Origin of the sequence: Dactylosporangium maewongense (genome assembly GCF_039531485.1) — a bacterium.
Lineage (GTDB): Bacteria > Actinomycetota > Actinomycetes > Mycobacteriales > Micromonosporaceae > Dactylosporangium > Dactylosporangium maewongense.
Window position 1 is genome coordinate 307403 of the sequence record NZ_BAAAQD010000007.1, and the last position, 24315, is coordinate 331717.

Below are 24315 nucleotides of genomic sequence, written 5' to 3' on the forward strand. Positions count from 1 at the left end.
CGGGGTGGTTGACGCCCCGGCCACCGGCCTGCTGTCCACCAGGCGGCTGACCTGGAAGATCGGCGAGGTCGCGATCGTCGACCATGTGTCGATCGACCTGGCCGAGGGCGAGTTCCTCGCCGTCATCGGCCCCAACGGCGCCGGCAAGACGTCGCTGTTCAACCTGATCTCCGGACTGCGCAAGCCGACGGACGGCTCGGTCACGCTCGCCGGGCAGGACGTCACGCGGCTCGCGCCGCACCGCCGGGCCCGCCGGGGGCTCGGCCGCACCTTCCAGTCCTCGTCGGTGTTCGGTTCGCTCACCGTCGAGCAGAACGTGCGGCTCGCCGTCCAGGCCCGCCGCGGCGGGTCGATCCGGCCCTTCCCGCTGCCGGGGTCCGACAAGGACATCGCCGAGCGGGCCGCCCGGGTGCTGTGGCGGGTCGGGCTCGACCACCGCGCCCGCACCATGGCCGGCACCCTCGCCCACGGCGAGAAGCGGAAGCTGGAGATCGCGCTGCTGCTCGCCGGCGAGCCGAAGGTGCTGCTGCTGGACGAGCCGATGGCCGGCGTCAGCGCCGAGGACGTGCCCGGGCTGGTCGCGCTGATCAAGACGCTGACCCGCGACGAGCGGCGCAGCGTCCTCATGGTGGAGCACCACATGGACGTCGTGCTCGACCTGGCGGACCGGGTGGCGGTCATGCACCACGGCGCCCTGCTCATCTGCGACACGCCGGAGGTCGTCATGGCCGACCGCACCGTCCAGGAGGCGTACCTGGGGGAGAAGCTGTGAGACATCCTCTGTCAACCACGGGCCGGCGCTCGAGCCCGGTTATGTCGGCTCGCGGCGCTCCCCGACATAACCGAAATTTCGGATATGTTCGCGCAGCGGACATGTCCGGGGAAGCCGTTGGGCGCCGGAGTGCAGCGGAGGTGACGCTGTGACCGCGATCCTGGACATCTCAGACCTGTCCGTGAAGGTGGGCGGGTCGCACATCCTGCAGGGCGTCACGTTCTCCGTGCAGCCGCAGGGCGTCACCGCGCTGCTCGGCCGCAACGGCGTCGGCAAGACCACCACGCTCAAGGCCGTGCTCGGGCTCATGCCGCGCGCCGCGGAGATCACCGGCCGGGTCGGCTTCGCCGGCGGCAGCATCCTGCGGCAGCCCACGTTCCGGCTGGTCCGGCAGGGCCTCGGCTACGTGCCCGAGGACCGCGGCGTCTTCGCCGGGCTCACCGTCGCGGAGAACCTGCGGCTCGCCGAGCGCGCCGGCACGGCCCCCGACTACGAGACCGTCCACGGCCTCTTCCCGGAGCTGCGCAAGCGGGCCCGGCAGCGGGCCGGCACCCTGTCCGGCGGCCAGCAGCAGATGCTGGCGATCGGCCGGGTCCTGCTCAACCCCAACCGGCTGCTGCTCATCGACGAGCCGACGAAGGGCCTCGCCCCGAAGGTCGTCACCGAGGTCGCCGCCGCGCTGGAGGCCGTCGCCGCCGTCGTGCCGATGCTGCTCGTCGAGCAGAACCTGGCGGTGGTGCGCCGGATGGCCCGCCACGCCGTCGTCATCGCCAACGGCCGCGTCGCGTACACCGGCGGGGCCGGCGACCTGCTCGACTACACCGAGAAGACCAAGGCGCTGCTCGGCGTCGGCAAGGGGGAGCACGCATGAGCACGTTTGTGCTGTTGACCTTGACCGGGCTGGGTCTCGCCGCCCTGTACTTCCTCGTCGCGTCCGGTCTCGCGCTGGTCTTCGGGCTCGCCGACGTGCTCAACTTCGCGCACGGGCTGTTCCTGTCCGTCGGCGCCTACGGCACCTGGTGGGCCTCCGGCAACCTCCCCGGCGCCGGGGCCTCCGGGTGGGGCTTCGTCCTCGCCGTCGTGTTCGGCGTCGTCTGCGGCACGGTCGTCGCCGCGCTCGTCGAGCTGGTGCTGATCCGGCCGCTGTACTCGCGCACCATCGAGCAGGTCCTCGTCACCGTCGGGCTGTCGCTGGCCGGCGTGGCGCTGCTGCAGGCGTCCTGGGGCGCGGACCCGCGGACCTACCCGCGGCCGCAGTGGACGCAGGAGCTGACCGAGATCGCCGGCGCCCGCGTCCCCAACGACCGCTTCCTGCTCATCGGCGCGGCCGTGGTGGTCCTCGCCGGCCTGCTCGCGTTCCTCAAGTACACCCGCATCGGCCTGGTCATCCGCGCCGGTGTCGAGGACCGGTCCATGGTCACCGCGCTCGGCATCGACGTGCGCCGCGCGTTCACGCTCGTCTTCGCGATCGGGGGCGCCGCCGCCGCGCTCGCCGGGGCGCTCGGCGGGGTCTACGCCGGCTCGATCTCCCCGACCGGCGGCAGCTCGCTGCTCATCTTCGGCTTCATCGTCGTCGTCATCGGCGGGATGGGCTCGGTGGTCGGGGCCGCCTATGCCGCCGTCGCCGTCGGGCTGCTGCAGCAGTTCGTCAACTACACCTCACCGGGGCTCGGCGACATCTGCGTCGTCGCGCTCCTGGCGATCGTGCTGCTCGTCCGCCCGCAGGGCATCACCGGAAAGGTCGCCACCTCATGATGACGGACACCGCGGTGACCCCCGGCGGCACCGTGCCGAAGCCGCGCCGGAAGTGGCACCCCGCCCGGTTCGGGCCGCTCGTCTTCCTGGTCGTGCTCATCGCGCTGCCGTACTGGTCGATCTCCATCCCGGGCGTGTTCGACACGGCGATCAACAAGCCCGGCACCCTGCAGCTGCTCGCGCTGTGCCTGGTGTTCGGTGCCCTCGCGACCGGCTACGACCTGCTCTTCGGGCGCACCGGGCTGCTGTCCTTCGGTCACGCGCTCTACTTCGCCGCCGGCGTCTACGGCACCGACGTCCTCATCACCAAGGCGGGCTTCCCGTTGTGGCAGGCCGTGCTCCTCGCCGTCGTCGGCACCGCCGCGATCGCCGCGGCGCTCGGGGCGATCGCGCTGCGCACCAACGGCATCGCCTTCGCCATGGTCACCCTCGCCTTCGCGCAGGTCGGCGCGATCACCATCGGGCGCGACCCGGGCGGGCAGACCGGCGGCGAGGAGGGGCTGCCGATGGACACGTCGGGCGTGCCCGACGCGCTCGTCGGCGTCACCAACACCGTGAACCTGTACTGGCTCGCGGTGGGCGTCGCCGTCGTCACCGTCCTGGTCGTGCACGCCATCGCCGACGCGCCCGCCGGTCGGGTGCTCGCCGCGATCCGCGACGACGAGCGCCGCGTCGGCGTGCTCGGCCTCGACCCGTACCGGTACAAGCTGTTCGCGTTCACCGTCGCGGGTGGGCTCGCCGGCCTCGCCGGTGCCATGTACGCGCTGCTGATCGGCGGCGCCACCCCGCACGTGGCGGCGTCCGACCAGACGCTGACGCTGCTCGTCATGGTCGTGCTCGGCGGCCCCGGCACCCGGTGGGGGCCGCTGATCGGCGGGATGCTCTTCACGTACCTCGACTACCGGCTCGTCGCGTTCGGCCGCTCCGACGCCGTCGACAACCTGCCGGGCGTGCTGAGCGGGCCGCTGTCGCAGCCGCTGTTCGTGCTCGGCACGGTCTTCATCCTCGCCGTGTACTTCTTCCCCGGCGGCCTCGCCGGCCTGCGGACCCGCCTCGGACCCCTCGCGAGGTGGATACCGGACCGCCGATGAGCGGTCCCCACGGGCACCGGTCGATTCGATCACCATCGAATCGACCGGTGTCTTTTTTGTGTGGGGCAAGGGCACACGCTCACACGGGCAAATGTATGGATCGCCTCCATGGCCTGGGTGTGGCGCCGGTCATAGCGTTCGCCGCAACGGCGGGCCACATGTGACCGCCACCCGCCCACCGCCACGAGGAGGTGTGTCCCCCGATGGACGGTCCCGCCCTGACAGCGCGCGGTCTCACCCGTGACTTCCGCGGCTTCCGGGCCGTCGACGCGGTCGACCTCACCGTCGCCGCCGGCAGCGTGCACGCGCTCGTCGGACCCAACGGCGCCGGCAAGACGACGCTGTTCAACCTGCTCACCGGGTTTCTCGCACCGACCGCCGGGCGGATCGAGCTCGGCGGTCACGACATCACCGGGCTCCCGCCGGAGCGGGTCGCCCGCCTCGGCGTCGCCCGCTCCTTCCAGATCACCAGCCTCTTCCCGCAGCAGACCGTGCGGACCCACGTCGAGCTGGCCCTGCAGAGCGCGACGGGGCTCGGCTGGTCGTTCTGGCGCAGCCACCGGCTCCTGGACCGCTTCTCGGCCCGCGCCGGCGAGCTGCTCGACCTGGTCGGCCTCGGCGACGCGGGGGAGACCCTGGCCGGCAGCCTGGCGTACGGGCGCAAACGGGCCCTCGAGCTGGCGATCGCGCTCGCGCTGGACCCGAAGGTGCTGCTGCTGGACGAGCCGACCGCCGGGATGGGCCTGGAGGACGTCGACCGCACCGTCGAGCTCATCGCGGCCGTCCGGGACGGCCGGACGGTGGTGCTGGTCGAGCACAACATGCGCGTCGTCGGCCGGCTCGCCGACACCGTCACGGTCCTGCAGGCCGGCCGGGTCCTCGTCGAGGGCCCCTATGAGCAGGTCCGCACCGATCCGCGGGTGATCGAGGCCTATCTGGGGAGCTCCGATGTTGCACATTGACGGTCTCTCGGCGTGGTACGGCGAGGCGCAGGTCCTGCGCGACGTCGACCTGTTCGTGCAGCGGGGCGAGGTCGTCACCCTCTGCGGGCGCAACGGCGCCGGCAAGACCACGCTGCTGCGCTGCGTCATGGGGCTGCACACCTCGCAGTCCGGCACCGTCCGGCTCGCCGACGAGGACGTCACCGCCCGCAAGGTCCACCAGCGGGCCCGCCGCGGCCTCGGCTGGGTGCCCGACGACCGCGGCGCCTACGCCACGCTGACCGTCGCCGAGCACCTCACCCTCCCACCCGTCGTCGGGCCGTCCCCGTGGAGCCTGGAGCAGGTCCACGAGGCGTTCCCGGCGCTGTACACCCGGCGCTCCAGCCCGGCCACCAAGCTCTCCGGCGGCGAGCAGCAGATGCTGGCCCTCGCCCGCGTGCTGCGGATGGGCGCCACCGTCCTGCTCTGCGACGAACCCACCGAGGGGCTCTCCCCGCTGCTGGTCCAGCAGGTCGGCGAGATCCTGCGCCGGGCCAAGGAGCACGGCGTCACCGTCCTGCTCGTCGAGCAGAACCTGCACTTCGCCACCACGGTCGCCGACCGCCACTACCTCCTCGCCGAGGGGCGGATCGTCGGCGCTTTCGACAACACCGACATCCAGTCCCGCGAGGCCGAACTCCTCGCACACCTCGGGATCTAGGAGAAATATCATGAGAAAAGCGCTCGCGGCCGGTGCCGCCCTCTGTGTCGCCCTGTCGGGCTGTGGCGGCGGTGGACCCCGCTCCGGCGGGAGCTCGAAGCTCACCGGCGACAAGCTCGTCCTCGGCGTCCTCAACGACCAGTCCGGCGTCTACGCGCAGCTGTCGGGCAAGAACTCGGTCGTGGCCGTGAACATGGCGATCGAGGACTTCAAGGCCAAGTACGGCGACAAGGCAATCACGAAGAACATCACCGTGGAGACCGCCGACCACCAGAACAAGCCCGACGTGGCGAACACCCGCGCCGCGGAGATGTACGACCGGCTCGGCGTCGACGCGATCCTCGACGTGCCGACCTCCTCGGCCGCGCTGAAGGTCGCCGACGTCGCCAAGGCGAGCAAGAAGCTCTACTTCAACATCTCCGGCGCGACCACCGACCTGACCGGGAAGTCCTGCAACAAGTACACCTTCCACTACGCCTATGACACCGCGATGCTCGCCAACGGCACCGGCACCGCGACCACCCAGGCGGGCGCGAAGAACTGGTACATCGTCTACCCCGACTACGCCTTCGGCCAGGACATGGAGAAGTCCTTCAAGGCCGCGATCGCCAAGGGCGGCGGCAGCGTCGTGGCGAGCGACCCGACCCCGTTCCCCAACGACAACTTCTCCACGTTCCTGCTCAAGGCGCCGACGCTCAACCCGAAGCCCGACGTGCTCGGCACCATGCAGGCCGGCGCCGACCTGGTCAACCTGGTCAAGCAGTACAACGAGTTCAAGCTGCGGGACAAGGGCGTCGGGCTCGCCGTCGGGCTCATGTTCCTCACCGACATCCACTCGCTCACCCCGGACGCCCTGGCGGGCACGACGTTCACCGACGCCTGGTACTGGAACTTCGACGCCGAGAACCGCGCCTGGGCCGACAAGTTCTCCGCCCGCGCCGGCGGCCAGCGGCCCACGTTCGCCCACGCCGCCAACTACTCCGCGGCGATGCAGTACCTGGAGGCCGTGCAGGCCGCCGGTACCGACGACGCCGACGCCGTGGTGAAGCAGCTGGAAGGCAAGAAGGCCAACGACTTCTTCCTCCGCAACGGGGAGTTCCGCGCCGCCGACCACCGGGTCGTGCACGACGCCTACCTCGCCAAGGTGAAGCCGGCGAGCGAGGTCAAGGAGCCCTGGGACTACGAGCAGATCGTCAAGACGATCCCCGCCCAGGAGGCGTTCCGCGCCCCGTCGGCCGACTGCAAGCTCTAGTCCGATGGGTTTCCTCACCCACACGTTCAACGGACTGGTCGGGGGCAGCTTCTACGCGTTGCTCGCCCTCGGCCTGTCGGTCATCTTCGGCATGCTGCGGGTGGTGAACTTCGCCCACGGCGCGTTCTACATGCTCGGCGCGTTCGGCGCCTACGTGCTGCTCGCCGAGGCCGGGATCTCCTTCTGGTGGGCACTGCTCGCGGTGCCGCTGGTGCTCGGCCTGCTCGGGATCCTGCTGGAGCGCGGGCTGATCCGCCGGCTGTCCACACTGGACCCGCTGTACAACTTCCTGCTCACGTTCGGGCTCACGCTCATGCTGCAGGACGTGGTGAAGTCGCGGTACGGCTCGCAGTCCAACCCCTACGGCGCGCCGGCCGGGCTGCGGGGGACCGTCGACTTCGGCCTCTTCGACTTCCCGGCGTACCGGGTGTTCGTGTTCGGCGTGGCCGTGCTGCTGTGCGTCGCCGTGTGGTGGCTGCTGACCCGCACCCGGGTCGGCACCGTCGTGCGGGCCGCCACCGAACGCCCCGAGCTGACCCGTGCCCTCGGCATCGACGTCGGGCGGTGGATCGCGCCCGTCTTCGGCTTCGGTGTCGCCCTCGCGGCCCTCGCCGGGGTGCTCGCCGCGCCGATGCGGGCGGTGAACCCGCTCATGGGCGCCGACCTGATCATCGGCGTCTTCGCGGTCGTCGTCATCGGCGGCCTCGGCTCGGTCTTCGGCAGCGTCGCCGCGGGCTTCGCGATCGGGCTGTTGCAGGCGTGGAGCGAGGCCTACGGGCCGGCGCTGCTCGCGCAGACCCTCATCTTCCTGGTCATGGCCCTGGTCCTGCTCTTCCGGCCGGCCGGGCTCTTCGGGCGGGAGGAGCTGCCGACATGACCTCACTGATCTTGCAGCGGGTCCGGACGCCCCGCTGGGTCGGCTGGGCGCTCGTGCTGGTCGGAGTGCTGGTGGCGCTCTGGCTGCCCAACGGGCTCTATCCGGCGGTCGCGGTGGACATGCTGTGCTGGGCGCTCTTCGCCGTCGCGATCGATCTGCTGCTGGGGTACGGCGGGCTGCTGTCCTTCGGGCACGCGGCCTTCTGGGGGACCTCGGCGTACACCGCCGGGATCATCGCGGCGCGGGTGGGCGTGCCCTTCCCCGTCGCCGTGCTCGGCGGCGCCCTCGCCGCGGCCGCCCTCGCGGTGCCGATCGGCTACCTCGCCGTGAAGCGCTCCGGGATCTACTTCGCGATGGTGACCCTGGCCTTCGCGCAGATGGTGTACTTCGTGGCCAACGAGTGGTCGTCGGTGACCGGCGGCGAGAACGGGCTGCAGAGCGTGCCGCGGGAGCTGTTCGGGCTCGACCTGTCGGACCCGTACTACTTCTACTACGCGGCGCTGCCCCTCGCCGTGCTCGGGCTGCTGCTCGCGTGGCGGATCGTGCACTCGCCGTTCGGCCGGGTGCTGGTCGCGATCCGGGACAACCCGGCCCGGGCCCGCGCGCTCGGCTACCCGGCCCACCGGTACAAGCTGCTGGTCTTCGTCCTGTCGGCGTTCGTCGCCGGGCTCGGTGGCGGGCTCTTCGCGGTCGCGCACGGCTTCGTCTCCCTCGACGTCGTGCACTGGACGACCTCGGGCAAGGGCGTGGTGCTCGTCGTGCTCGGCGGCATCGGCACGCTGTGGGGCGGGGTGGTCGGCGCGGCCCTGGTCGTGAACCTTGAGGACCAGCTGTCGCAGGCGGGCTTCACGCTGATCGGCCTGGTCACCGGGGGCATCTTCGTGCTCGTCGTGCTGCTCTTCCGGCGCGGCCTGTGGGGCTCCGCGGTTTCACTGGTCCGTCGTTTTGTTCCCTAGTGTGATCGCCCGCACATTCTGATACGAGACGGTTCCGTATCGCTTCGCCTTGCCCTAGCTTGGTGGAGGATACGGAACTGTTCCGTATCGTATCGCGCGTTCGCTCACTGGGGGCTTGAACCACATGGACGCAGCCACACCCAACACCGGACATCCCCGCCGCTGGGCCATCCTCGGCGTGCTCGTCATCAGCCTGCTCGTCGTCGTGCTGGACAACACCGTCCTCAACGTCGCCATGCGCACGATCGCCGACCCGGTGCACGGCCTGGGCGCGACCCAGAGCGAGCTGGAGTGGTCGATCAACTCCTACACCCTGGTGTTCGCCGGCCTGCTCTTCACCGCCGGCATCCTCGCCGACCGGCTCGGCCGGCGGATCACGCTCACCGTCGGGCTCGTGCTCTTCGGCATCGCGTCGCTCGTCTCCGCCTACGCGGACTCGCCCACCCAGCTGATCTGGGCCCGCGCCCTCATGGGCCTCGGCGCCGCGGCGGTCATGCCCTCGACCCTGTCGATCATCGCCAACGTCTTCGACCCGCGTGAGCGGGCCAAGGCGATCGGCGTCTGGGCCGGCGCCGTCGGCCTCGGCGTCGCGATCGGCCCGATCGTCGGCGGCCTGCTGCTCGAGCACTTCTGGTGGGGCTCGGTCTTCCTGATCAACGTCCCGATCGTCGTCGCCGGCGTGATCCTCGTCAGCGTGCTCATCCCCGAGTCGCGGGACCCGCGCCCCGGGCGCATCGACATCGTCGGCGTGGTCCTGTCCATCATCGGCCTGACGCTGCTCACGTACGGTGTGATCGAAGGCGGCGAGTCCGGCTTCGGCGAGCTCAAGTCCTGGGGCACCCTGGCCGCCTCGGCCGCCGTCCTCGCCGCGTTCGTGCTCTACGAGCGGAGCATCGAGTTCCCGTCGCTGGACGTGAAGCTCTTCGCCAACCGCCAGTTCTCCGCCTCCACCGCGATGATCGGCCTGGTCTTCTTCGCCGCGATGGGCGCCATGTTCACCAGCGCCTTCTACCTGCAGCTGGTGCGCGGCTACGGCCCGCTCGCCTCCGGCGCGCTCTTCGTGCCCTTCGCGCTCGGCCAGCTCGTCTTCGCCCCGCGCAGCGCCGCGATGGTCAAGCGCTTCGGCCCCAAGGCGGTCAGCACCACCGGCCTGCTCCTCGTCTCGCTCGGCCTGGCCGGCTGGATCTTCATCGGTGCCTCGACGCCGATCTGGGTCGTCGGTGCCCTGTTCTTCATCATGGGCGTCGGCATGGCCAACGTGATGCCGCCGGCCACCGAGGCCATCATGGCCGCGTTGCCCCGCGAGAAGGCCGGCGTCGGATCGGCCGTCAGCAACACCATCCGCCAGGTCGGCGGTGCCCTCGGCGTGGCCGCCCTCGGCGCGGTCATCAGCTCCTACTACCGCAGCGGCGTCGAGTCCTCCACGACCGGCCTGCCGGCCGCGGCGAAGCACGTGGCCGACGAGTCGATCTCCGGTGCGTACGGTGTCGCGCCGCACGTCGGGCCCGCCGGGCCGGCGCTGATCCAGCACGCCAACGACGCCTTCATCACCGCGATGCACTACTCGGCGATCGGCTCCGCGATCTTCGCGGTCCTCGGTGCGGCCGTCGCGTTCGCCTTCCTGCCCGGCAAGCGCCCGGCCTCGGCCCCCGCGCCCACGACCGCGGAAGGCCTCGCCGAGGAGCAGGGTGTCGAGCTGGTGGACGTGTGATGTCCTTTGAGCCGGCCGTTGATGGCTTCCGTGTGAGAACTCGGTAACAATGGAAGCCATGACGACGGCGAGCGTGGATGCGGTGGCCGACCAGGACCGCAAGGGTCCCGGCCGGCCCCGCAGCGCCCGCGCGGACGAGGCCATCATCGAGGCGGTCCTGGACCTGCTCAGCGCGGGTCAGAGCGCCGACGCTCTGTCCATCGAGGCGGTCGCGGCGAAGGCGGGCGTGGGCAAGGCGACGATCTACCGCCGCTGGCCCAACAAGGAAGCCCTCCTGATCGACGCCGTCACCACGATGAAGGGCCCCGTCCCGGAGCCTGCGGGCGTGTCGGTCCGTGACGACCTGGTCGCCCTGATCGCGGGCATGCGCACCAAGCGCATGCACCACTACGGCAAGGTCACCGCCTGCCTGCTGCCCGAGCTCGTCAAGGGCGAGGAGATGCACAAGGTCTACCAGGCCGGCGTCGTCGAGCCCCGTCGCGACGTGATGCGGGGCGTCCTGCGCCGTGGCATCGAGAGCGGCGAGCTGCGCGCCGACCTGGACGTGGAGCTGACCCTGCTCATGCTGTCGGGCCCGGCGATCGCGCAGAACATGCTGCGCTGGAACCCCGCCGTGCCCGACGAGGGCTTCGCCGAGCACCTGGTCGACGCCATCCTCCGCGGCGCCCGCCCCTGACCGTTTTCCACCCAGCTTGATCACGTAGCGGATCCGGTCGCCCTGGCAGCCGGATCCGCTACTTGATCACGGCTGATCTCTCTGGGAGTGGCGCGGTGGGGGCCAAGACGTCGCTGCTCGCCTACACGGACGGCGATGTCGCTGAGCTGCTCCGGGCCGGTGCCGTGGCCCGCCCGGACGCCACGGTCGCGCTGATCGCGCGCGTGTTCCCCGGCTGGACGGTCGAGCCGGCGGACGCCACCTCGCTGGACGACGCGGTCCACCCGCCCGACGGGACCGCGTACGCCGGCGCCTTCCCCGGCGTCGACCTCGTCTGCGACCGGCGGCTGCCGCTGGGCGCGCCCTCGCGGCTGCCGGATCATCTGATCGAGCCGGGCCGCCACCGCCGCGTCATCTCCCATGCGATGCACAGCGTCTCGGACTGGTTCGCGTTCTCCGTCTGGGACAACGGCGAACTGGTCCGGTCGCTGAGCCTGGACCCCGACAACGGCGTGGTCGAGAACGCCGGCGAGCCGTTCGCGTTCGAGGCGCCGTTCTGGTCCGGCGAGCATCCCGTGCTGCCCACGCAGGGCTGGCCGGACCAGGGGCCGTACCCGCTGCCGTTCCATCCGCTGGACCTGGGGGAGGCGGCACTGCGAGGCCTGTTCGGGTTCATCCTCGAGGGCTCTCCCAGCCAGGCAGACATCGACCCCGACGCCGTCGAACTGCACGGCTTCCGCCTCCACGACCCGGCCGCCCCCGACCCCGCCCACATGCAACAGTTGATCAGACGAATGCGTCGCCGCTCCTACACCTACGCCCCCGACGGCTCACTCGTCGAGACCGACCTCAAGAACCGCGGGCAACCGGGCGCCGGCTAGCTCACCGACTGCCATGCGGCTGCCCCGGTTATGTCGACTCGCTCCGCTCCCCGACATAACCGAAATTCCGGATATGTCCGCGCAGCGGACATATCCGGGGAAAGCGCCGGCGCGCGCTCCGGTTGATCATGGTCCGGTAGAGCTCGTGCGGCTACAACTCCTCGATCCACGCGGCGTGCGCCGATCGGCACCGGACGTGGAGGCCGGCTCCCTGCCGGGCACGGCGGCGGGTGGGCACCGGATGCGGTGCGCGATCTCAGCCGGTGCAGTACACGCGGTCATGCGCCGCGGAGCGACGCATCGGGGATTGCGGTGACCCATGCTGCCCGGTCGGGGTGCCGCCGGGCGAGGCAGGACTCGGCTGGGTCGACGTCCGCCGGCGGGCAAGCCGACGCTGGCCGCGGATAGGTCCGCTGGCGCGAACATATCCGACTTATCGGCATCTAGTGGGGCCTGGGTCCGCTGCAGGTGGTGATCCGGAGGAGTCGGTGCCGCTCGGTCGAAGATCGAAGGACGGATCTGGCTGTCCGGGCGGCCAGGTTGCGACTTCGATCAAGCAAGCGCGGGCAAGATCGCCGTCCTGAGCGTGGTACTTCCCGGTCTAGCGGCCGGCCACCGGATGCGGCGCGCGAGCGCCGCCTGCCCTGCCTCGCGCTATAGCGCGAGGCAGGGCGTCGCGGAGCGGCGCATTGGGGTGCGGGTGAGAATCCCCGCCGGGCCCCGCCGCGGCAGCGGTGGGGGGGAATTACAGCGCTCAGCGGAGGCGGTGGAGGCGGAGGGCCAGCTGGACCTCCAGGGCGCGCTCCGGTTTCTGCCAGTCGGCGCCCAGGAGCTGGCCGATGCGTTCGAGGCGCTGGGTCACGGTGTTGACGTGGACGTGGAGCAGCTCGGCGGCGCGGGCCAGGCTCCCGCCGACGCCGAAGTACGCCTCCAGCGTCTTGACCAGGGCGGTGCCCCGGCGGACGTCGTAGTCGACGACGGGGCCGATGGTGGAGCCCAGGAAGGCTTCGACGTCGCGGTCGCGGCCGTCGGGGGCGGAGCCCAGCAGGAGGCCGACGAAGCCCAGCTCGGCGGTGCTGGCACCGGCGCCGGCGCGGCCCAGGGCGGCGAGGGCGATGACGCAGCGGTCGGCGTCGCGGTAGGCGGCGGCGATGCCCGCGGGGCCGGTCGCCGGGCCGCCGGCGCCGGCGGTGACGGGGCGGCCGAGGACCTTGCCGAGGTCGCGGGCGACGGTGCGGGCGAGAGGGCCGGCCACCTCGCCGGGCAGGAGGAGGACCACGTGGCCGTCGCGGGCGGCGGCGAGGCCCCCGCGGGTCTGCGCGTAGGTCTGAGCCCAGGACATGGCGCGCTGGCGGGCCGTGTTCATGGGGCCGCCGGCGAGCGCGTCCTCGCCGACGGCGACGACGACGTTGGGGGCGTCCAGGTCGACGCCGAGGCGCTTGGCGCGGGTGCGCAGGGAGTCGGCGTCGCGGACGGGGCGGGTGATGACGTCGTCCAGGAGCTCGCCGCGGACGCGGCCCTCGGCCTCGGCGACGGTGCGGCGGAAGAGCAGCAGGAGCGCGGTGACGACGGCGGCGCGCTCCAGGATGCGCTGGTCGGCGTCGACGAGGGGGCGGTCGGGCCGCAGGACGAGCGCGCCGAGGTTCTCCGCGCCGGCCACGACGGCCGCGAGCCACAGCGGTCCCCGCCGGACGCTGCGCCCCTCGGTACGGGAGGCGGCGAGGGCCTCCGCGATGGCGCTGGCGTCAGGGGCGTCGAGCTCGCCGACGCTGGCCTGGTGTCGGCCGTCGGCGTCCAGGACGAGCAGCGCACCGCCCAGCACCTCGGTGACGACCTCGGCGATGTCCTCGACGCCGGCGCCCCGCAGCACGAGGGCCGTCATGCGGTCGTGGGCGGCGGCGGCCCGCTCGACGGAGTCGCTGTGGGCGCGGATCGTGCCGTTGGCGGCGGACAGCTCCTCGAGGGCGGCCTGGGTCTCGCCGAGGAGGCGGGCGGTGTCGATGGCGACGGCGGCGTTCGCGGCGAGGGAGACGAGCAGCGACACCTCTTCGCGGGCGAACGGGCGGGCGGAGCGGTTCGCGGCGTACAGGACGCCGATGATGCGGGAGCCGAGCCGCAGCGGCACGCCCAGGATCGCGACGAGCCCCTCCTCGCCGACGCCGGCGTCGATGTCTCCGGTGTGCCGGAAGCGGGCGTCCTCGGGGTAGTTGGCCGTCACGTACGGGCTGCCGGTCTGCGCCACGAGCCCGCCCAGGCCCGCGCCCATCGGCAGGCGCAGGGCCTGGAACTTCGCGGAGATGGAGCCGTCGGTGACCCGCATGTAGGTGTCGCCGTGCTGTTCGTCGTTGAGCGTCATGTACGCCACGTCGGCGCCGAGCAGGGTCCGGGCGCGATGGACGATGGCGGCGAGGACGGCGTCGACGTCACGGAGCCCGGCGAGGTCGCTGGCGGTGTCGAAGAGGCCGGAGAGCTCCTCCTCGCGGCGCCGCCGGCGCTCCAGGAGGGCCCGGACGCGCAGCGCGACGACCTTGGCCTGCTCCAGCTCGGCGAGGCGGTCGGGTGGGAGGCCCGCGTTGCGGGCGGCGACGAGCGGGCCCTCGAACTCGACCGCTGCGGCCTCCCGCGCGAGCAGCTCCAGGTACTCCAGCATCGTCACACCCCCATTGTGCTAGTGGGCGGTCCAGCCGCCGTCGATGGCGACGGACGTGCCGGTGATGAACCCCGCGGCGTCGGAGCAGAGGTACGCGACGAGCTCGGCGACCTCCGAGGGCTCGATGAGCCGCTTGATCGCCGCGCTGGTGAGCATGATCTTCTCGACGACCTCGGTCTCGTCGATGCCGTGCGTGGCGGCCTGGGCGGCGATCTGGCCCTCGACGAGCGGGGTGCGCACGTAGGACGGGTTGATGCAGTTGCTCGTGACGCCGTGCGGGGCGCCTTCGAGCGCGACCGTCTTGGACAGGCCCTCGAGGGCGTGCTTCGCCGTCACGTACGCGGCCTTGAACGGCGAGGAGCGCAGCCCGTGGACCGAGGAGATGTTGACGACCCGCCCCCAGCCGGTGCGGTACATGTGGGGCAGGACCCGGCGGGTGAGGCGGAACGGCGCCTCGACCATGACGGCCTGGATGTAGGCGAACCGCTCCGGCGGGAAGTCCTCCAGCGGCGCCACGTGCTGCAGGCCGGCGTTGTTGACCAGCACGTCGACGTCCCAGTGCTCCGCCAGGAGCGACTCGGCCTCGTCGAGGTCGGACAGGTCCGCGGTCACCGGCGTGAGACCGAGGTCGGCGAGCGGCTTGATGCCGTCCGCGTCGCGGTCGACGGCGACCACCTTCGCGCCGGCTGCGGCGAGGCGCACGGCGACGCCCCGGCCGATGCCGCTGCCCGCGCCGGTCACCAGTGCGGTCCGGCCGCGCAGGTCCAGGGCGACCACCTGGTGCGGCGAAACGGGATGTGGCGTCGTCATGGCGGGAAACGTACGAGCCTTCGCGCGTGCGTCCCATGGGGTCCGCCCACATACCTTCGCGGTACTCGGTGTGTGTGTCCTGTCGCCGGTACGAGCGGCGGGTGGGCTAGTGTGTCGAACACACGTTTGAGGGGGTGCCGGTGCGGGTGCTGGGGGTCGACCCGGGGCTGACCCGCTGCGGGGTCGGCGTGGTCGAGGGCGTGCCGGGGCGGCCGTGCAAGCTGGTGCACTACGAGGTGGTCACCAGCGACCCGGACACCGACCTGGCGCACCGGCTGCTGAACCTCGACGAGCGGCTGACCGCGCTGGTCGCCGAGCACCGGCCCGAGTCCGTCGCCGTGGAGCGGGTGTTCAGCCAGCACAACGTGCGCACCGTCATGGGCACGGCGCAGGCGGGCGCGGTCGCGATCCTCGTCGCCGCGCGGGCCGGGCTGCCGGTGCAGACCTACACGCCGAGCGAGGTCAAGGCCGCGGTGAGCGGCAACGGGTCGGCGGACAAGGCACAGGTCACCGCGATGGTGACCCGGTTGCTGCGGCTGACGGTCGCGCCCCGGCCCGCCGACGCCGCCGACGCCCTGGCTCTGGCAATCTGTCATGTCTGGAGGGGCGGCACCAAGGACCGCATCCAGGCGGCGCTGAGGAGAGCACGATGATCGCGAGTGTGCGGGGGCGGGTCGCCGCCGTGTCGCCGGACGGGGCCGTGATCGAGGTCGGCGGGGTGGGCCTGGCCGTGCTGTGCTCGCCGCACACCATCGCGGACCTCCGCGTCGGTGACGAGGCCCGGCTGGCGACGTCGCTGGTCGTGCGGGAGGACTCCCTGACGCTGTACGGCTTCGCCGACGACGACGCCAAGCAGCTGTTCGAGCTGCTGCAGACCGCGTCCGGGGTGGGGCCGCGGCTGGCGCAGGCGGTCCTCGCGGTGCACACCCCCGAGGTGGTGCGCCGGGCCATCGCCGGCAACGACACGTCGACGCTGACCCGGGTCCCGGGCATCGGCAAGAAGGGCGCGGAGCGGCTCGTGCTGGAGCTGCGCGACAAGATCGGCGCGCTGCCCGGCGACGGTGCGGCGCTGGTCGGGGTCGGCGCCGGCGCGGCGTGGGCCGAGCAGGTCCGCCAGGCGCTCGTCGGGCTCGGCTGGACCGCCGGCCAGGCCGACCAGGCCGTCGCCGCCGTGGCCGAGCAGCTCGACGGCGGCACCGTCCCGCCGGTGCCGGTGCTGCTGAAGCAGGCGATCCGCATGCTGGGCACCATCCGGTGACCGATCCCCTCGTCAGCGCGTACTCCTCGCCGGAGGACCGGGCCGCCGAGCAGAGCGTGCGCCCGAAGCGGCTCGCGGAGCTGATCGGCCAGCACCGGGTCCGCGAGCAGCTGGACCTGCTGCTGCAGAGCGCGCTGCGGCGCGGCAGCCCGCCGGACCACATCCTGCTGTCCGGCCCGCCCGGCCTGGGCAAGACCACCCTCGCCATGATCGTCGCCGCGGAGCTGTCGGCCGGCCTGCGGTTGACCAGCGGCCCGGCGATCGAGCGCGCCGGCGACCTCGCCGCGGTGCTGACCAGCCTGTCCGAGGGCGACGTGCTGTTCATCGACGAGATCCACCGGATCGCGAAGCCCGCCGAGGAGCTGCTGTACAGCGCGATGGAGGACTTCCGCGTCGACGTCGTGGTCGGCAAGGGCCCCGGCGCGACCGCGATCCCGCTCGACGTCGAGCCCTTCACGCTGGTCGGCGCGACGACCCGCAGCGGCCTGCTCACCGGCCCGATGCGGGACCGCTTCGGCTTCGTCGGCCAGCTGGAGTTCTACGACCCGGACGAGCTGGAGCTCATCATCGCCCGGTCGGCGCGGATCCTGGACGTGCCGATCACCGACGAGGGCTCGGTCGAGATCGGCCGGCGGTCGCGCGGCACGCCCCGCATCGCCAACCGGCTGCTGCGCCGCGTCCGCGACTACGCGGAGGTGCGGGGGACCGGCGTGGTCGACCTCGCCGCGGCCAAGGCGGCCCTGGCCGTGTATGACGTCGACGAGCTCGGCCTGGACCGCCTGGACCGCGCGGTGCTGCACGCGCTGATCCGGCAGGGCGGGGGACCGGTCGGGCTGTCCACTCTCGCCGTGGCCGTTGGTGAGCAACCCGACACGGTCGAAGAGGTCTGTGAACCTTTCCTGCTACGGACGGGACTGCTCGCGCGCACTCCACGTGGGCGGGTGGCGACGCCGAGCGCATGGCGCCATCTCGGGCTCCCGGTTCCCGCTGGTACCGTCGGTGGCGGGAGCCACGCAGGGGGAACATCGCCACAATTGCCCGATCTTTTCAGCTTGGAGCCGTAGCGTCCCTAGCTGTCGTGATCGGACCGTGATAGACGCCGGTCTGCGTGTCTTGCGACACACCGACTAGACTCGCCGCGGTCCGCCGCGCGGACTTCATACTTCGCTCGGTGCGCCCAGGCAACTGGGTTCCGAGCCGACCGGAAGGCATGATCGTGCTGTTCGCCGAGGCGCAGGGTTCAGGGGGCAGCGGCTTCCCGAGTTTGCTGCTGATCGTCGGGGCCTTCGTCCTGCTCTACTTCATGATGATCCGCCCGCAGCAGCGTCGCCGCCGGGAAGTGCAGAACATGCAGTCCTCGATGGGGGTCGGCGACGAGATCGTCACGGTTGGTGGCCTGTATGGCACGATTCGTGAGATCGACGACGAGACCGTCCTGCTGGAGATCGCGCCCGGCGTCACCGCCAGATACGCCAAGGCCGCGATCGGCAAGGTGACCCAGAAGGCCGCCGCCGTCGACGAGGACGTGACCGAGGCCGAGACCGAGGAGGCCGACGAGCCGGCACCGGGCTCGACGCCGAAGTCGATCGACTGAGCGACCGCCACCACCACGACGAACAAGCACGCCGCGCACCCCGCCGGCGTTAGTGCAGGGAGACCCGACAGCCGTGGCACAACCTCAGGCACCGATGCACCCGGGCCGTCAGCTCGGTGTGCTCGGCACCATCTTCGTTCTGCTCGCCATCTGGGTGTGGTTCGGCGGTGACGGCGGCTGGCGCAACCGGCTTGAGCCTAACCTCGGCCTCGACCTCATCGGCGGGACCACGGTCACGCTGCAGGCGAAGACCGACAACGGCAAGCCGCCGACGAAGCAGCAGATGGCGACGGCCAAGGACATCATCGACAGCCGCGTCAACGGCCTCGGTGTCTCCGAGGCCGAGGTTGTCGTCGAGGGCGACACCAACATCGTCGTCTCCCTGCCGGGCAAGAGCGACGACCGGTTGAAGCAGATCGGCCAGACCGCCGAGCTACGCTTCCGCAAGGTGCTCGGCTCGACGCAGGACATCGGCGCCGCAGACCCGTCGGCGTCCGCCTCGGCGTCGCCCTCCACCTCGCCCTCCACGTCGGCGGCTCCTTCGGGGACCCCGTCGGCGTCCGGGTCGGCCAGCGCCAAGCCGTCGGGCTCGGCGTCCGCGCCGGCCTCCGCACCGGCGACCTCCGCCCCCGCGTCGGACCCCGCCTCCGCGCCGGCCTCGTCCGCGCCCCCGGTGGCGGCGGACGTCGCCCAGCAGCGCGCGGCGGTGCAGAAGAAGCTCGGCGAGTCCGTCTGGGCCGCCGCCATGGCCGAGACCGCGCCGGTCGACCTGTCCGCCGACCCGGCGAAGGCCCAGCTCTACGCGCCGTTCAAGACCCTGACCCCCGAAGAGGTCGCGGTCCTGCCGCCGGCGATGCAGTACAACATCCCGACCGTCACCTGCGCCCAGCTCGACAAGCGCCCGGTCGGCTCGATCCGCGACGAGAAGCAGCCCGCGGTCGCCTGCCAGCCCGGCGTCAAGTACAACCTCGACGTCGCCAAGGTGCTCGGCACCGACGTGGACAACGCCGACTCCTCCATCGACTCGACCAACGGCAAGTGGATCGTCACGATCTCCTTCACCGGCGGCGGCCAGAACCGGTGGACCGAGCTGACCCGCGAGGCGTACAACAACGGCACCGACAGCAAGCAGGTCGCGGTCGTGCTCGACAACCAGGTCGTCTCGGCGCCGGTCATCGAGAGCGTCATCCCCGGCGACGCGCGGATCACCGGCCAGTTCACCAAGCGTGACACCGAACTGCTGGCCAACCAGCTGCAGTACGGCGCGCTCCCGCTGTCCTTCACCCCGCAGGACGCGCAGAGCATCTCCGCCACCCTGGGCAGCTCGCACCTGGAGGCGGGCGTCCTCGCCGCCGGCATCGGCCTCGGCCTGGTCGTGCTCTACTCGTTCTTCTACTACCGGCTGCTCGGCCTGGTCATCACGCTCAGCCTCGTGCTGTCCGGCGCGATGGTCTACATGGCGCTGATCATCCTGGGCCGCACGATGGGCTTCACCCTGACGCTCGCCGGGTTCGCCGGCTTCATCGTGTCACTGGGTGTCGCCGCCGACTCGTTCGTCATCTACTTCGAACGGTTGAAGGACGAGATCCGGGAGGGTCGCAGCCCACGCAGCGCCGTCCCGCGCGCCTGGACCCGGGCCCGCCGCACGATCATCTCGGCCAACGCGATCACCCTGCTCGCCGCCGCGGTGCTGTACTTCTTCTCGATCGGCTCGGTCCGAGGCTTCGCGTTCGCCCTGGGCGTCGCGACCATCCTCGACCTCGTCGTCGTGTTCCTGTTCCGCCATCCGATCATGACGATGTTCGCGCGCAGCAAGGCGTTCTTGTCGCCGCGGGTCTCCGGCCTCGGCCGGATCGTCGAGCAGCGTCCGAGCACTGGTGTGGCGTCCTCCGCCCCCCGTCGTAACCGCCCGAAGGAGGTCTGACGATGAGCGGCAAAGGTGGCATCGCAGCCCGGCTCTACCGTGGTGAAGCCAACGTCAACGTCGTCGGTCGCCGGCGCCTCTGGTTCACCGTCGCCGGCATCGCCCTGCTGATCGCGATCGCCAGCATGGTGTTCCGGGGCTTCACGCTCGGCATCGAGTTCGAGGGTGGCAACCAGTACAACGTCCCGGTCAGCGTCGGCACGCTCGACGAGGTCGAGAAGGCGTTCGGCGACGCCGGCGTCGAGGTCAAGACGGGCCAGACGGTCGGTGACTCGCAGTACGTCATCAAGACCGAGCTGATCAACGACGCGGCCCGGCAGACCGAGATCAAGGAAAAGGTCGCCGACCACTTCAACATCGACGCCACCCAGATCAGCGACAGCGCCGTCAGCACCTCGTGGGGCGACCAGGTCACCGAAAAGGCCCTGGTGAGCCTCGTGATCTTCCTGGCGCTGGTGACGGCCTACCTGGTCTTCCGCTTCGAGTGGCGGATGGCCGTGGCGGCGCTCGCCTCGCTGCTGCTCGACCTGGTCCTCACCGCCGGCGTCTACTCGCTCGTCGGCTTCGAGGTCACCCCGTCGACGGTCATCGGCTTCCTCACCATCCTCGGTTTCGCGCTGTACGACGTCGTCGTCGTGTTCGACAAGGTGCAGGAGAACACCCGTGGCATCACGGGCAACAACAACAGCACCTACAGCGAGGCCGCCAACCTGGCGGTGAACCAGACGCTGATGCGCTCCATCAACACCGGTCTGGTCGCGCTGCTGCCCGTCGGCGGCCTGCTCTTCATCGGTGCCGGCCTCCTCGGCGCGGGCACCCTGAAGGACCTCGGCCTGGTGCTGTTCATCGGTATGGGCGTCGCCGTCTACTCGTCGATCTTCTTCGCCACGCCGGTCCTGGCGGAGCTGAAGACCCGCGAGCCGCGGCTGCAGGCGCACGAGTCCCGCGTGGCGAACCGCCGGGCGGCGCTCGCCAAGCAGGCCACCCAGGCGCCCGTCGTCGACAGCGACGGCGTGCCGCTGACCAAGACCGGGGAGCGGTCCGAGCTCGCCGGTGCGGCACCCCGCCCGGGCAGCCGGCCGCAGGCCAGGCGGCCTCGGGCCGGCGGACGGCCCGGCGCCTCCGGGCGTCGCTGACCCTCATTCGATCACTGGCACGGGCGTCGCTTCTCAGCGGCGCCCGTTCCGCTGTCACCGGAGGTGTACCCCAAGTTGGAGATCTCGGAGCTGGTCGCGAGCAAGGTCGTCGACGTGCCCGACTTTCCCAAGCCCGGCATCCTGTTCAAGGACCTGATGCCGCTCTTCTCCGACGGCCCGGCGTTCGCCGCCGTCATCGACGCGATCATCGCCGAGCACGGCCCGGACAGCTTCGACGTGGTGGCCGGGATCGAGGCGCGGGGCTTCGTGATCGCCGCCGCCATCGCGTACGCCACGGGCAAGGGCGTCGTGCCGGTGCGCAAGGCCGGCAAGCTGCCCCGCGCCACCGTGTCGGCCAGCTACGCCCTCGAGTACGGCGAGGCGACCCTCGAGGTCCACGAGGACGCCTTCGTCGCCGGTGAGCGCGTCCTGGTGGTCGACGACGTGCTGGCGACCGGCGGTACGGCCGCCGCCACCCTCAGCCTCGTCGAACGCGCCGGCGGGACCGTCAGCGGCTTCAGCGTGCTGCTGGAGCTCGGGTTCCTCGACGGGCGGTCCCGGATCGCGCCGCGTCCGGTTCATGCCCTGCTGACCGTGTCCTGACCCTGTTTCTGGCCTGGGAATGTCGGTGGGGGCGGGTACGCTTGCGGTCCATACGTTGACGGCGATGAGGAGTGGCCGGTGACCGGCGACATCGCATCCCCGAAGGGGGGTACGGTCAAGCGGATGGGCGCTGCGTCGACACCGGAGGCGGTCCACGTGCCAGACGATCAGCAACACGCACCGCAGGGCACCGAGCCCGAGACGGCCGAGGCCGGCGGTGTGGTGCTGCAGTTCCCGACCCCCGACGGCGCCGTCGTGCACAACCGGCGCTCGACCGACCCGGGCTACACCGGTCCGCAGCCCCCGGCGCCCGCCGGCGGGCCGCCGGCGCGCCGGGTGGCGGACGACCCGCCGGGCGAGGACACCGAGGACCTGACCGAGGCGGCCGGCTCGATGACGGGCGCCGCCCTGGGCCTGGTCGGCGCCGCGCCGACCGGGCGGCGGGTCCGTGCGCGGCTCGCCCGGTTCAACGCGCCGTGGCAGAGCCCGTCGGTCAGCGAGGTGCTCGAGCCGCTGATCGCCCAGCACAAGGCCAGCCACCCGAAGGCCGACGTGCGGCTGCTGCAGCGCGCGTATGACATGGCCGAGCACTTCCACAAGGGGCAGTACCGCAAGTCCGGCGACCCCTACATCACCCACCCGCTCGCCGTGGCCACGATCCTCGCCGACCTGGGCATGGACACCACGACCCTGGTCGCGGCGCTGCTGCACGACACGATCGAGGACACCGAGTACACGATCGAGCGAATCCAGCACGACTTCGGCGGCGAGGTCACGCTGCTCGTCGACGGCGTCACCAAGCTCGACAAGGTCAAGCTCGGCGACGCGGCCAAGGCCGAGACGATCCGCAAGATGGTCGTCGCCATGGCCAAGGACCCGCGGGTGCTGGTCATCAAGCTCGCCGACCGGCTGCACAACATGCGGACCCTGACCTTCCTGCCCCGCCCCAAGCAGGAGCAGAAGGCCAAGGAGACGCTGGAGATCCTGGCGCCGCTGGCGCACCGCCTCGGTATGAACACGATCAAGTGGGAGCTGGAGGACCTCGCGTTCCGCACGCTCTTCCCGAAGCGGTTCGACGAGATCAGCCGGCTCATCGCCGAGCACACCCCGCAGCGCGACTCGCTGCTGCGCACGGTCACGCAGAAGGTCGCCGCCGACCTCAAGCAGGCGAAGATCAAGTCCGAGGTCACCGGCCGGCCGAAGCACCTGTACTCCGTCTACCAGAAGATGATCGTCCGCGGCCGCGACTTCGGCGACATCTACGACCTCGTCGGCGTGCGCATCCTCGTCGACACGGTCCGGGACTGCTATGCGGCGCTCGGTGTCATCCACGCGAACTGGCAGCCCGTCCCGGGTCGGTTCAAGGACTACATCGCGATGCCGAAGTTCAACATGTACCAGTCGCTGCACACGACCGTGATCGGCCCCACCGGCAAGCCGGTCGAGCTGCAGATCCGCAGCTACGCGATGCACCGCACCGCCGAGTACGGCATCGCCGCGCACTGGCGCTACAAGGAGTCCAAGAGCGCGACGATCGCCGGCCCGCCCGCCCACATCGACGAGATGACGTGGCTGCGGCAGCTGCTGGACTGGCAGCGGGAGGCGAGCGACCCGTCGGAGTTCCTCGACGCGCTGCGCTTCGACCTCTCCAGCCAGGAGGTCTACGTCTTCACGCCCAAGGGCGACGTGATCGCGCTGACCGCCGGCTCCACCCCGGTCGACTTCGCCTACGCCGTGCACACCGAGGTCGGCCACAAGTGCATCGGCGCCCGGGTCAACGGCAAGCTCGTCCCGCTGGAGAGCACCCTCTCCAACGGCGACGTCATCGAGATCTTCACGTCGAAGTCCGAGACCGCCGGCCCCACCCAGGACTGGCTCGGCTTCGTCAAGAGCCCCCGGGCCCGCACCAAGATCCGGCAGTACTTCAACAAGGAGCGCCGCGAGGAGGCGATCGAGGCCGGCAAGGAGGCGATCGTCAAGGCCATGCGCAAGCAGGGGCTGCCCCTGCAGCGCCTCCTGACCTCCGAGTCGCTCATGACGATCGCCCGCGAGCTGCACCTCGCCGACGTCGCCGCCCTCTACGCCGCCGTCGGCGACGGCCAGGCCTCGGCCCAGTCGATCGTCCAGCGCCTCGTCGCCGGCTACGGTGGCGAGGAGGGCGCCGTCGAGGACATCGCGGAGACCGCCACCCCGACCCGCCCCGCCCGCACCCGCACCGCCGCCTCCGACCCAGGCGTCGAGGTCCTGGGCGTCGACGACGTCTGGATCAAGCTCGCCCGCTGCTGCACCCCGGTCCCCGGCGACGCCGTCTTCGGCTTCGTCACCCGCTCCGGCGGCGTCAGCGTCCACCGCGACGACTGCGCCAACGCGGCCGACCTCAAGGAGCAGCCCGAGCGCGTCCTCGAGGTCAACTGGAAGCCGACCAGCGCCTCCACCTTCCTGGTCGCCATCCAGGTCGAGGCTTTGGACCGCCACAAGCTCCTCGCCGACGTCACCCGCGTCCTCTCCGAGGAGCGCGTCAACATCCTCTCCGCCACCGTCACCACCACCCGCGACAGGGTGGCGATCAGCAGGTTCAGCTTCGAGATGGCCGACCCGAAGCACCTCAACCACCTGCTGGCCGCCGTCCGCCGCATCGACGGTGTCTACGACGCCTACCGGGTCACATCGGGCGCCTAGCCTTTTCCGCTCCCGCTTTCCGCGCCCGGCCACCACCCGCGCGCGGGTCCCGCCTGTCCATCTACGGCGC

Annotated in this window: 22 protein-coding genes; 20 read left to right on the forward strand and 2 right to left on the reverse strand. The window is 71.4% G+C overall.

All coding sequences use genetic code 11. The features are described from left to right. Positions 1–28: 28 nt before the first annotated feature. The 12 genes from ABD332_RS20160 (at position 29) to ABD332_RS20215 (ending at position 11591) form a co-directional block, all read left to right on the forward strand. Complete coding sequence (locus ABD332_RS20160) at positions 29–772, forward strand: ABC transporter ATP-binding protein (RefSeq protein ID WP_344503651.1); 744 nt, start codon at positions 29–31, stop codon at positions 770–772. A gap of 148 nt (positions 773–920) precedes the next feature. Further along, positions 921–1643, forward strand: coding sequence for an ABC transporter ATP-binding protein (locus ABD332_RS20165; protein WP_344503527.1), 723 nt, complete (start codon positions 921–923; stop codon positions 1641–1643). Then, positions 1640–2527, forward strand: a complete 888-nt coding sequence (locus tag ABD332_RS20170; RefSeq protein WP_344503528.1) for a branched-chain amino acid ABC transporter permease — start codon at positions 1640–1642, stop codon at positions 2525–2527. Before ABD332_RS20165 ends, ABD332_RS20170 begins: the two co-directional genes overlap by 4 nt. Then, positions 2527–3618, forward strand: coding sequence for a branched-chain amino acid ABC transporter permease (locus ABD332_RS20175; RefSeq protein ID WP_425552255.1), 1092 nt, complete (start codon positions 2527–2529; stop codon positions 3616–3618). The genes ABD332_RS20170 and ABD332_RS20175 overlap by 1 nt, the downstream gene beginning before the upstream one ends. A 203-nt stretch (positions 3619–3821) precedes the next feature. Further along, positions 3822–4580, forward strand: coding sequence for an ABC transporter ATP-binding protein (locus tag ABD332_RS20180; RefSeq protein ID WP_344503530.1), 759 nt, complete (start codon positions 3822–3824; stop codon positions 4578–4580). Next, positions 4567–5259, forward strand: a complete 693-nt coding sequence (locus ABD332_RS20185; protein WP_344503531.1) for an ABC transporter ATP-binding protein — start codon at positions 4567–4569, stop codon at positions 5257–5259. Before ABD332_RS20180 ends, ABD332_RS20185 begins: the two co-directional genes overlap by 14 nt. 10 nt (positions 5260–5269) lie before the next feature. Further along, the gene (locus tag ABD332_RS20190; protein WP_344503532.1) at positions 5270–6511 is read left to right on the forward strand and encodes an ABC transporter substrate-binding protein; all 1242 of its coding nucleotides are present in this window, start codon (positions 5270–5272) and stop codon (positions 6509–6511) included. A 4-nt stretch (positions 6512–6515) separates the two neighbouring features. Continuing rightward, complete coding sequence (locus ABD332_RS20195; protein ID WP_344503533.1) at positions 6516–7388, forward strand: branched-chain amino acid ABC transporter permease; 873 nt, start codon at positions 6516–6518, stop codon at positions 7386–7388. After that, positions 7385–8344 carry a branched-chain amino acid ABC transporter permease gene (locus ABD332_RS20200; RefSeq protein WP_344503534.1) on the forward strand — a complete coding sequence of 320 codons (960 nt, stop codon included), beginning with the start codon at positions 7385–7387 and terminating at the stop codon, positions 8342–8344. The genes ABD332_RS20195 and ABD332_RS20200 overlap by 4 nt, the downstream gene beginning before the upstream one ends. A gap of 124 nt (positions 8345–8468) precedes the next feature. Continuing rightward, positions 8469–10055 carry an MFS transporter gene (locus ABD332_RS20205; protein ID WP_344503535.1) on the forward strand — a complete coding sequence of 529 codons (1587 nt, stop codon included), beginning with the start codon at positions 8469–8471 and terminating at the stop codon, positions 10053–10055. Positions 10056–10113: 58 nt separating this feature from the next. Then, positions 10114–10731 carry a TetR/AcrR family transcriptional regulator gene (locus ABD332_RS20210; RefSeq protein ID WP_344503536.1) on the forward strand — a complete coding sequence of 206 codons (618 nt, stop codon included), beginning with the start codon at positions 10114–10116 and terminating at the stop codon, positions 10729–10731. Positions 10732–10826: 95 nt separating this feature from the next. Further along, positions 10827–11591, forward strand: coding sequence for a DUF6928 family protein (locus tag ABD332_RS20215; protein WP_344503537.1), 765 nt, complete (start codon positions 10827–10829; stop codon positions 11589–11591). A 754-nt stretch (positions 11592–12345) separates the two neighbouring features. Here ABD332_RS20215 and ABD332_RS20220 read toward each other — a convergent pair. Next, positions 12346–14241 carry a helix-turn-helix domain-containing protein gene (locus ABD332_RS20220; RefSeq protein WP_344503652.1) on the reverse strand — a complete coding sequence of 632 codons (1896 nt, stop codon included), beginning with the start codon at positions 14239–14241 and terminating at the stop codon, positions 12346–12348. Positions 14242–14259: 18 nt separating this feature from the next. Continuing rightward, positions 14260–15051, reverse strand: a complete 792-nt coding sequence (locus ABD332_RS20225) for a 3-hydroxybutyrate dehydrogenase (RefSeq protein WP_344503538.1) — start codon at positions 15049–15051, stop codon at positions 14260–14262. 140 nt (positions 15052–15191) lie between these two features. Here ABD332_RS20225 and ruvC point away from each other — a divergent pair, with 140 nt between their 5' ends. The 8 genes from ruvC (at position 15192) to ABD332_RS20265 (ending at position 24245) form a co-directional block, all read left to right on the forward strand. After that, positions 15192–15704: a crossover junction endodeoxyribonuclease RuvC gene (gene ruvC / locus ABD332_RS20230; protein WP_344503539.1), complete on the forward strand. Its 513-nt coding sequence runs from the start codon at positions 15192–15194 to the stop codon at positions 15702–15704. Next, entirely contained in the window at positions 15701–16309 is a 609-nt protein-coding gene (ruvA, locus tag ABD332_RS20235; RefSeq protein WP_344503540.1) for a Holliday junction branch migration protein RuvA, read from the forward strand. The genes ruvC and ruvA overlap by 4 nt, the downstream gene beginning before the upstream one ends. Then, positions 16306–17373, forward strand: a complete 1068-nt coding sequence (ruvB, locus tag ABD332_RS20240; protein WP_344503541.1) for a Holliday junction branch migration DNA helicase RuvB — start codon at positions 16306–16308, stop codon at positions 17371–17373. Before ruvA ends, ruvB begins: the two co-directional genes overlap by 4 nt. A 152-nt stretch (positions 17374–17525) precedes the next feature. Further along, positions 17526–17903 carry a preprotein translocase subunit YajC gene (gene yajC / locus ABD332_RS20245; RefSeq protein WP_344503653.1) on the forward strand — a complete coding sequence of 126 codons (378 nt, stop codon included), beginning with the start codon at positions 17526–17528 and terminating at the stop codon, positions 17901–17903. Between the two features lie 73 nt (positions 17904–17976). Continuing rightward, on the forward strand, positions 17977–19827 hold the full coding sequence (gene secD / locus ABD332_RS20250) for a protein translocase subunit SecD (protein ID WP_344503542.1): 1851 nt from the start codon (positions 17977–17979) through the stop codon (positions 19825–19827). 2 nt (positions 19828–19829) lie between these two features. Beyond that, on the forward strand, positions 19830–20963 hold the full coding sequence (gene secF, locus ABD332_RS20255) for a protein translocase subunit SecF (RefSeq protein WP_344503543.1): 1134 nt from the start codon (positions 19830–19832) through the stop codon (positions 20961–20963). Between the two features lie 75 nt (positions 20964–21038). Continuing rightward, positions 21039–21566, forward strand: a complete 528-nt coding sequence (locus ABD332_RS20260) for an adenine phosphoribosyltransferase (RefSeq protein ID WP_425552246.1) — start codon at positions 21039–21041, stop codon at positions 21564–21566. Between the two features lie 123 nt (positions 21567–21689). Beyond that, on the forward strand, positions 21690–24245 hold the full coding sequence (locus ABD332_RS20265) for a RelA/SpoT family protein (RefSeq protein ID WP_425552247.1): 2556 nt from the start codon (positions 21690–21692) through the stop codon (positions 24243–24245). The last annotated feature ends 70 nt before the right edge of the window (positions 24246–24315 follow it).

Bases quoted from the DNA above. Each gene is read 5' to 3' on its own strand.
- ABD332_RS20170 (WP_344503528.1), top strand. From the start codon at position 1,640: ATGAGCACGTTTGTGCTGTTGACCTTGACCGGGCTGGGTCTCGCCGCC.
- ABD332_RS20175 (WP_425552255.1), top strand. From the start codon at position 2,527: ATGACGGACACCGCGGTGACCCCCGGCGGCACCGTGCCGAAGCCGCGC.
- ABD332_RS20180 (WP_344503530.1), top strand. From the start codon at position 3,822: ATGGACGGTCCCGCCCTGACAGCGCGCGGTCTCACCCGTGACTTCCGC.
- ABD332_RS20185 (WP_344503531.1), top strand. From the start codon at position 4,567: ATGTTGCACATTGACGGTCTCTCGGCGTGGTACGGCGAGGCGCAGGTC.
- ABD332_RS20190 (WP_344503532.1), top strand. From the start codon at position 5,270: ATGAGAAAAGCGCTCGCGGCCGGTGCCGCCCTCTGTGTCGCCCTGTCG.
- ABD332_RS20195 (WP_344503533.1), top strand. From the start codon at position 6,516: ATGGGTTTCCTCACCCACACGTTCAACGGACTGGTCGGGGGCAGCTTC.
- ABD332_RS20200 (WP_344503534.1), top strand. From the start codon at position 7,385: ATGACCTCACTGATCTTGCAGCGGGTCCGGACGCCCCGCTGGGTCGGC.
- ABD332_RS20205 (WP_344503535.1), top strand. From the start codon at position 8,469: ATGGACGCAGCCACACCCAACACCGGACATCCCCGCCGCTGGGCCATC.
- ABD332_RS20210 (WP_344503536.1), top strand. From the start codon at position 10,114: ATGACGACGGCGAGCGTGGATGCGGTGGCCGACCAGGACCGCAAGGGT.
- ABD332_RS20220 (WP_344503652.1), bottom strand. From the start codon at position 14,241: ATGCTGGAGTACCTGGAGCTGCTCGCGCGGGAGGCCGCAGCGGTCGAG.
- ABD332_RS20225 (WP_344503538.1), bottom strand. From the start codon at position 15,051: ATGACGACGCCACATCCCGTTTCGCCGCACCAGGTGGTCGCCCTGGAC.
- ruvA (WP_344503540.1), top strand. From the start codon at position 15,701: ATGATCGCGAGTGTGCGGGGGCGGGTCGCCGCCGTGTCGCCGGACGGG.
- secF (WP_344503543.1), top strand. From the start codon at position 19,830: ATGAGCGGCAAAGGTGGCATCGCAGCCCGGCTCTACCGTGGTGAAGCC.
- ABD332_RS20265 (WP_425552247.1), top strand. From the start codon at position 21,690: ATGGGCGCTGCGTCGACACCGGAGGCGGTCCACGTGCCAGACGATCAG.